Source organism: Nodosilinea sp. LEGE 07298 (assembly GCF_015207265.1).
Taxonomy (GTDB): Bacteria; Cyanobacteriota; Cyanobacteriia; order Phormidesmidales; family Phormidesmidaceae; genus Nodosilinea.
The window spans coordinates 1-7,831 of the sequence record NZ_JADEXE010000303.1; the positions used below are offsets into that span (position 1 = coordinate 1).

The following is a 7,831-nucleotide window of genomic DNA, read 5'->3' on the forward strand; positions in this document are numbered from 1 at the left end:
ACCACGTCTTCGGTGGCCTCCATGTAGATCTCGGTGCCATCCTCCAGGCGGATGGGGACAAGTTGAGTCATAGTGCACACTCCAATGGTTAAGATGCGTAACCTTCGGAATTATCATGCCCTGATCGGCACGGCGCTTACCACTGTAGCGTTAGGGCTTGTGACAATAGGTTTTCCGTACCCCAACCGCCCCCCGCGATCGTTTAGATTTTGTTTATAAGGAAAAAGAGCGTTTTGGCAGGGGCGGCGATGGCTGAGCTTATTATGGATCCTTATACTACCAACAGCGAGTTTTTGTACCCCGCAGAAGATGCCCAGCAGATTCTGGGCCTTGCGATCGCCCGCCAAACCGAGTCGGGAGAGCTTTCTCGTGCCCAGCTGCTCGAAATCGCCGATGAGCTAGGCATCTCCGCCGAGACCATAGCCGAAGCCGAGCGCGAGTGGGATATTAAGAAATACGAAATTGCCGATCAAAAGTTGTTCGACAGCCAGCGCCAGCAGCGATTTCGCCACGGTATGTCGCAGTTTCTCATTACCAGCGGGTTTATGCTGGCTTTTCAGCTAGTCACGGGTGGCTGGCTGTGGGCCTCTTTGATCTATCTAATTCTTGGCCCCTGGGGTCTGAAGCTAAGCTGGGATGCCTGGCGTATTTATCGCCCCAACGAATACAGCTATCGTAAGGAATTCCAGCGTTGGCGGCGCAAGCAGCAGGTGCAGCGAGCCGTTGGTGGTGTGGTGCGACGGTTTTTGAGGTCGTCGTAGCGGCTGTAGAGGCAATGGCGATCGCCATTCTATCTGCTCATAAATCTAGCTGTGCCGTTGTAAAGCATTTCTCAGGGGTGCATCCGCGCCAGCGATGCACCCTACGCATGAGCATGGACACGCGACTCACCCGTAGACACGCTGCGAGAACGCACCCACCCAAACCATTCCTCTAATCCTTCCCCGGTCTTAGTTGAAACTGCAATGATGGTGACGTTAGGGTTCATCTGCCGCACGTTGGCGGCAATCTGCTCGATGCTCACGTCTAGATACGGAACCAGATCTACCTTCGTAATCAGCAGGCAGTCGGCTTCCTGGAACATGATCGGATACTTAAGGGGCTTATCTTCTCCCTCAGTGACGCTCAGCAGCGCCACCTTGGCGTGTTCGCCCACTTCAAACTCGGCGGGGCAGACCAGGTTGCCGACGTTTTCGACCAGCACCAAGTCCAGGGCATTCGGGTCGTAGCTGTGCTCTAGGGTATGCAATCCGCCCGCCACCATCTTGGCGTCGAGATGGCACGATCGCCCCGTGTTAATTGCAATTACCGGTACGCCATACTGGCGCAGGCGATCGGCATCGAGTTCGGTGGTCATATCGCCTTCAATGACTGCGATCGCCAGGTCCCCGTGCAGCCCCTCCAGCGTGCGCTCCAACAGTGCTGTTTTGCCTGCCCCTGGGCTGCTCATGATGTTCATGCAGGTGATGCCCCAGGCGTCGAAGTGGGCGCGGTTGTGGTCAGCCCCGCTCTGGTTAACGTGGAGCAGATCGATTCCTAATGCGGCGTCAAAGGTTTGGTGCATAAGACAATTTTGGATTTGGGGATTTTGGAGTTGAGGGTTGCAGCACTCATTACCTGGCTATTGCTCTGGCAAGATCTCTGCTTCTAGGAAAGCTAGAAATTCTGTAGTGCCTCTTGGCATGGAGTCTTGAACGTTGTCTTCGGTAGTGATGTGGACATGGTAGGGAAAGTTGGGTAAATCCGGAAAGTGGGGAACGTTGTCCCAACGCTTGCGGAGTATTTTCTGGGTGCTATCCATCCATTGGTAGCGGTAGCGATCTGGTTGGGGTTGGTCGTCGATGATGATGAAGTATTCTGCGATCTCCAAAAAATCAGTGTTCGTCAGCGTGACCCGAGCCCGAAAGTAACCTCTGTCATCTAGATCTCTTTCTTCACCAATTGAGAAGGTCTCAACTACGGGACTGGCAATCAGTCTGGATTTAATTTCGGTGAGATACTGCTGGGCATCCATTCGTTAACCAATGGATTGCAAAACACCGAGTCGCATTTGGACGGACTGCCACATATCGTAGAAAGCGCTCCACTCAACAAAATCCATACTGTCACCCAGTCCTCCGGCGTTGAACTGTTGGTAGAAGGTGTCTGAGGGAATGTGATACTGGGTTTCGTAAGCCTGGAGCTTGGCTTGAAGATCTGAGGCTTGTTGAAGGGCGTGGCTACGCTCCAGCTCAATAATTTTGGCGAGGGAACGCTCCATGAGGTTGCTGTGATAACCCCGTTGGTAGAGGGTGTTGAGCACCTGCAACTGATCTAAAAAGCGGCTTTGGGCAGGCATGGCTAGTGGCCTTAGCTATGTAAGTCTCAGTTTATCCCAAGCTACAGGGGAGACATTGAGCTAGTCGCCTCTGCATACTCCACCCGATCGATCTTTAGCTCGCGCCCGGAGCGAATGTCGCCCATCGGGGACTTGCAGGTGGGGCAGGCGTATTGCAGACCAATTTCGGGCTGGTACTCGCTCTGGCAGTCGTGGCAAAAGGCCACCAGCGGCGTTTCGCGAATCACCAGCTCGGCTCCGTCTAAAAAGGTGCCTTTGGCCTGCACCTCAAAGGCGAACTGTAGGCCCACCGGCTCTACACAGGTAAACTTTCCCACGGTCAGGTGTACTTTCTCGATCGCAGGCTTCCCTGGCTGTGCCTCCCACCAGTCGCGCACGGTAAGAATTAGGGCCTTGGTCATGTCGGTTTCGTGCATGGTGGGTTCCTACTGCCACGGCTCATCCACATTCATATTCGCCTCTTCGTGGATGTACGAAGGCTTCTCGCGGCGGGGTAGCTGCCCCGACTTGACCAAATGCGCCATGGTGTCGCAAATGACGCGGGTCGCCATTAGCGCCGTCATATCGCTGACATCGTAGGGGGGCGAAACCTCGACCACTTCAATGCCGCAGACGGTGGTTTCCTGCACGATGCGCTTGAGCAGGTAGAGGGCTTCGCGGGGTAGCAGACCGCCGGGTTCGGGCCAGCCGGTGCCAGGCACAAAGCCTGCGTCGATGCAGTCGATGTCGAAGCTAATCCAGACGCAGTCGGTGCCGTCGGTGGCGCGGGCGATCGCAAAATCCGCCGCCGCATCGAGGCCCATTTCGGTGATATCGGTGACGGTAAGAATGTTGGTAGCCCGCTCGCGGCACACCTTCACCCCCTGGCGGGGCACTTGCCAGCCGCCAATACCCAGCTGCACCAGGTTTTGGGCCGGAGCGTTGGCCATATTGGTGGCGTGGAACCAGGGGCAGGTGTGCATGCGCTCATCCAGGTCAGTCTCCTGGGTATCGACGTGGCGATCGAAGTGGATGATGCCCACCTTTTTGTCGCCCAGGTGACGGCAGATGCCCCGCACTGTAGGGAAGCCGATGGAGTGGTCGCCGCCGAGCAAAATTGGAAATGCCCCCGAGGCAAACACGTGGGCTACACCTTTGGAAATCTGGTCGAAGGACTTTTCGTTGTTGGCCGGAATAGTGAACACGTCGCCCACGTCGCAGAGGGTGATACTTTCTCTCAAATCAATCCCCATCTCAAAGTTATAGGGGGTGTAGAGGGCGGAGATGCGGCGAATGCCTTGAGGGCCAAAGCGAGTGCCAGGGCGGTAGGTGGTGCCGCTGTCGTGGGGAATGCCGACGATCGCCACGTCAAACTCACCGACCCGGCGTACATCTTCGACGTAGGGCGCTTTGAGGAAAGTGTTGATGCCTGCGTAGTGGGGCAGCTCGCCACGAGAAAAAGTGGGGATAGTGCGATCGCGAATGCTCGCCGCCGCTTCTAGGCCGTACTCTAACCCTTGAGAAACCTCCTGCTGCCAGCCGGTGAGAGGCAAGCGGGCTTCCATCTCCAGGGCGCGCTGGGCCTCACTCGAAGCCCCATTGGGGCTTTGAAATACGGGATCATTGGAGGGGTCGGTAGTCATTAAAAAGCCTCGTAGGGATGAATTGAGCACTAGACTAAACGCGATTCCCGGACCAGATACAGCAAAGCCCAGGAAAACCAGAGAAGTTGAATAGTTCAACTCCTAGAATCCTCCCGGGCTTTTATCCCGCCGTGTAGTTAGCGATTGCCCCTAGGGGCCGGTCTTTGACCAACGCATCACCAACCCGCCTCTCTCGGACCAGCCGTTTGACCATAGCCGTCAAACCGGAACCCTAGAGGCTTTAAGTTTTTTCATGCAGATACTCTAAGCCCAGAGTCAGCTGTGGTCAAGGCTTCCTTCGACTCCGCTCAGGAAACGGAGTCGAGTTCTGTTGGCTGAGCGGAGTCGAAGCCAGCAGAACCGCGAGGCCGAAACAAGTGCGTATGCTCGGGGTTGTAGAGCCGCGACCTGACCTTCTGCCCCCGCAGCGCTGGGCTAATCACGTATAGCGTAGTGCGAATCAGGTCTTGCTCGCGGGTGGTTTGGGCCATCTCTGACAGCGGCACCACCAACAGCTGCTCATCGGGCCAGCCAATGCGAAAGCAGATCGCCACGGGGGTATCCGGCTCGTAGTGTTTCAAAAGTTGTGCCTGGGACTCCCCCACATGGCGGGCGCTCAGATACAGGCACAGGCTGGTCTTGTGGGCCGCCAGCGAGGCCAGGTCTTCTAGCTCTGGCACCTGAGTACGCCCGCTAATGCGGGTCAGAATAATCGACTGCACCAGTCCCGGAATGGTCAGCTCGGCATTGAGCTTCGCCGCCGCCGCCTGGTAGGCACTGATCCCCGGCACCACCTCAAAGGGCACCTCTGCCTCTGCTAGCGCCTGAATTTGCTCGTGAATAGCACTGTAGAGGCTAGGATCGCCCGATTGTAGGCGAATCACCGATCTTCCGGCCCGTACGCGCTCAATCATCAGCGGCAAAATGCTTTCCAGCGTCATGGTGGCGGTGCCAATACGCTCGGCATCGGGGCGGGTCCATTCTAAAATTTGTTGAGGGACTAAGGAGTTGGCGTAGAGAATGACATCCGCCTGGCTCAGCAGGCGTTGAGCCTTCACGGTCAACAGCTCCGGGTCGCCCGGCCCGGCCCCAACGATGTAGACCCCCGGTGCCAGGGGTGCGACCTGTGAGCAGGTGTCTGCAGGAAAATCTTGGATTTTAGGGGAGGTCACAGGGCTAACCATAGAGCAAATGTCAACAATTCACACAGCCCTCAGATCATAGCCACTTTGTTTCAAGTATCCGTAAACCCTAGGCATTTCCCCGGAATTTAGCTGCCGTCTCAGGAGATGGGAACGGTAGATGCACCCTGATTCGGACCCCTGAGGATAGCTAACTCAGGGGTCTTTTTTTATAGCGAAGGCTGAAGATGGGGCCGGTAAGAACAAATTTCAGATTTTGAATTTGGGATGGTTATGATGGCTGGAAGATTGATCCGGCGCAGTAGCAGGGGGACATGAAGCCATACCTATCTCGCATTGATATTTTCCCGGTCAAGTCGCTGGATGGGGTTTCGGTGCCGCAGTCAACGGTGCTAGGCAGTGGGGCGCTGACGGGCGATCGCACCTACGCCCTCTTCGACAGCCAAGGTCACGTCATCAACGGCAAGCGCAACGCCGCCATTCACCGGCTGCGTTCGACCTTTTCTGCGGATGGGCAGTCGATTACCCTGGCGATCGCGGGTGATGAGCCATCAGTCACATTTCACCTTCAGCGCGATCGCACCCAGCTCGAAACCTGGCTAGCCGACTACTTTCAGCAGCCCGTCGCCCTGCAAGAAAACCGCGACCTCGGCTTTCCAGACGATACCGAAGCGGCAGGGCCAACCGTAATTAGCACCGCCACGTTGCAGACCGTTGCTGATTGGTACGGCCTTCCCCTCGACGAAACCCGCCGTCGCTTCCGCACCAACCTTGAAATCAATGGCGTCCCTGCCTTCTGGGAAGACCAGCTCTTTAGCGCCGATGGCACCCCTATCCGCTTCACTATGGGCGATGTGGTGCTAGAGGGCACCAACCCCTGCCAGCGCTGCGTGGTGCCCACCCGCGACACCACCACCGGAGCCGCCACCGACCGCTTCCAAAAAACCTTTGCTCAGCAGCGTGCCGCTACCCTACCGAGTTGGGCACCCCCGCAGCGGTTCAACCACTTCTACAAGCTGGCAGTCAATACCAATATCGTGGGCCAGAAGGGCAAACGCCTTAACGTTGGAGATGGTGTTAGCGTGATCTGATATACGCCTAGACCATTACATAGGGTATATCTCCCCCGATCACCTACAAGCCGAGACCGATGCGAAGCGCGACATGCCCCCCACAGTCTAGTATGTCCGTCGGGTCCAGGGCGGCGGAACGTCCCTGGTCGAGGGGGTCTGGGGACAATCGAAATGTCCCCAGCGGTAGATCCGGCTACAAATCCCCGCCTCTCGCTTCAAGGTACAGGCTATGACCACCCACTCTAGAGATACTGTCCCAGCCTCCGCCTACGTTCACATTCCCTTCTGTCGTCGTCGCTGCTTTTACTGTGACTTTCCCATCTCCATACTCGGCAACCAGCAGCGAGGTGAAACCTCCGGCACCGTTGAGAGCTATGTGGACGTGCTCTGTGCAGAAATCGCAGCCACCCCAAAGCTGAATCAGCGCCCGCTTCAAACCGTCTTCTTCGGCGGCGGCACTCCCTCGTTGCTCTCCATCCCCCAGCTTGAGCAAATGCTCACCCAGCTCGATCGCCACTTTGGCATTGCCCCTGAAGCCGAAATCTCAATGGAAATGGATCCAGGTACCTTTGATCTGGACCATTTGCAGGGTTATCTAACCGTCGGCATCAACCGCATCAGCCTGGGCGTGCAAGCGCTGGACGATGCCATGCTCGAAAGCTGTGGCCGCTACCACCGCGTTGCCGACGTATTGCGTTCTGTCGATTGGCTGCACCAGGTCGACATGCCCAACTGGAGCCTAGATTTAATCTCTGGGTTGCCCCACCAAACCCTGTCCGAATGGGAAACCGGGCTGCACAAAGCCGTGGCGCTGCATCCTCACCACCTGTCGGTCTATGACCTGACGGTAGAACCCCAAACCGTATTCGCCAAGCGCTATCAGCCTGGGGACACGCCGCTGCCCACGGATGAGCAAACGGCGACTATGTATCGCTTAGCCCAGGCATTCCTCACCGCTCAAGGCTACGACCACTACGAAGTCTCGAACTACGCTCAGCCAGGGCACCAATGTCAGCACAACCTGACCTACTGGCGCAACCAGCCCTACTACGGCTTTGGTCTCGGGGCGACTAGCTATACCCAGCACCAGCGGGTCAGCCGTCCTAGAACGCTAGTGACCTATGCAGAATGGGTAAAGGACTTCCAGGCCGCTGAGGGAACCCATAGCGAACCGCCAACACCAACCCTGGAGCAACTATTAGATCGGTTGATGGTGGGCCTGCGATTAAAGGAGGGGATCAGTGGGGATGAAGTGCGATCGCTCTGCGCCCCCGCCCCTTGGGCCACCCTCAAGGACGCTCTCAATTCCCACATCGCCAAAGGCTGGGTCATTCTAGAAGGCGACACCTGGGACACCCTCCAGTACCTGCGACTCAGCGATCCCGAAGGATTCCTGTTCTCAAACGTCGTGCTTTCTGACTGCTTTCGGGCGATCGAAGACTGGCAAGAGAGCTAATGCTTTTGTCGCAGATTTCGCCTTTAATGCTGCTTACAAATCGCGGATATAGATGTCTTGAAGGGTACATTGCTTGGCTACAATCCACGCTGATTAGAGCTGGTGGGCAATGCCCATCCTACCCAGGGATTGCAAGATTAACCTCCTTAAAACGGTGCATTGCTTTGCGGATGTACTCTCACAGCCCCCATCTCCTCGCC

9 protein-coding genes and 1 riboswitch are annotated in these 7,831 nt (G+C 56.6%); of the genes, 3 read left to right on the forward strand and 6 right to left on the reverse strand.

The features are described 5' to 3' along the window. Positions 1–248: 248 nt before the first annotated feature. On the forward strand, positions 249–761 hold the full coding sequence (locus IQ273_RS27405; protein ID WP_194026300.1) for a 2TM domain-containing protein: 513 nt from the start codon (positions 249–251) through the stop codon (positions 759–761). Between the two features lie 101 nt (positions 762–862). On the opposite strand, the gene hypB is transcribed toward IQ273_RS27405, so the two are convergent. The 6 genes from hypB to cobM all read right to left on the reverse strand — a co-directional run bounded on the left by hypB (position 863) and on the right by cobM (position 5,144). Further along, positions 863–1,564 (reverse strand): hydrogenase nickel incorporation protein HypB, encoded by a 702-nt coding sequence (gene hypB / locus IQ273_RS27410; protein ID WP_194026301.1) that lies wholly within the window; start codon positions 1,562–1,564, stop codon positions 863–865. 57 nt (positions 1,565–1,621) lie between these two features. Continuing rightward, entirely contained in the window at positions 1,622–2,014 is a 393-nt protein-coding gene (locus tag IQ273_RS27415; protein WP_194026302.1) for a DUF6516 family protein, read from the reverse strand. A 3-nt stretch (positions 2,015–2,017) separates the two neighbouring features. After that, positions 2,018–2,338 carry a hypothetical protein gene (locus IQ273_RS27420; RefSeq protein ID WP_194026303.1) on the reverse strand — a complete coding sequence of 107 codons (321 nt, stop codon included), beginning with the start codon at positions 2,336–2,338 and terminating at the stop codon, positions 2,018–2,020. A gap of 41 nt (positions 2,339–2,379) precedes the next feature. After that, complete coding sequence (hypA, locus tag IQ273_RS27425; RefSeq protein WP_194026304.1) at positions 2,380–2,754, reverse strand: hydrogenase maturation nickel metallochaperone HypA; 375 nt, start codon at positions 2,752–2,754, stop codon at positions 2,380–2,382. A gap of 9 nt (positions 2,755–2,763) precedes the next feature. Beyond that, positions 2,764–3,960 (reverse strand): agmatinase family protein, encoded by a 1,197-nt coding sequence (locus IQ273_RS27430; RefSeq protein WP_194026305.1) that lies wholly within the window; start codon positions 3,958–3,960, stop codon positions 2,764–2,766. A gap of 108 nt (positions 3,961–4,068) precedes the next feature. Beyond that, positions 4,069–4,207: riboswitch (guanidine-I (ykkC/yxkD leader) on the reverse strand. Between the two features lie 61 nt (positions 4,208–4,268). Continuing rightward, a complete protein-coding gene (cobM, locus tag IQ273_RS27435; protein ID WP_228053981.1) occupies positions 4,269–5,144 on the reverse strand; it encodes a precorrin-4 C(11)-methyltransferase in 876 nt (291 codons plus the stop codon). A 272-nt stretch (positions 5,145–5,416) separates the two neighbouring features. On the opposite strand from cobM, the gene IQ273_RS27440 reads away from it, so the two are divergent. After that, the gene (locus IQ273_RS27440; RefSeq protein WP_194026306.1) at positions 5,417–6,193 is read left to right on the forward strand and encodes an MOSC domain-containing protein; all 777 of its coding nucleotides are present in this window, start codon (positions 5,417–5,419) and stop codon (positions 6,191–6,193) included. A gap of 211 nt (positions 6,194–6,404) precedes the next feature. Next, positions 6,405–7,631, forward strand: coding sequence for a radical SAM family heme chaperone HemW (gene hemW / locus IQ273_RS27445; protein ID WP_194026307.1), 1,227 nt, complete (start codon positions 6,405–6,407; stop codon positions 7,629–7,631). The last annotated feature ends 200 nt before the right edge of the window (positions 7,632–7,831 follow it).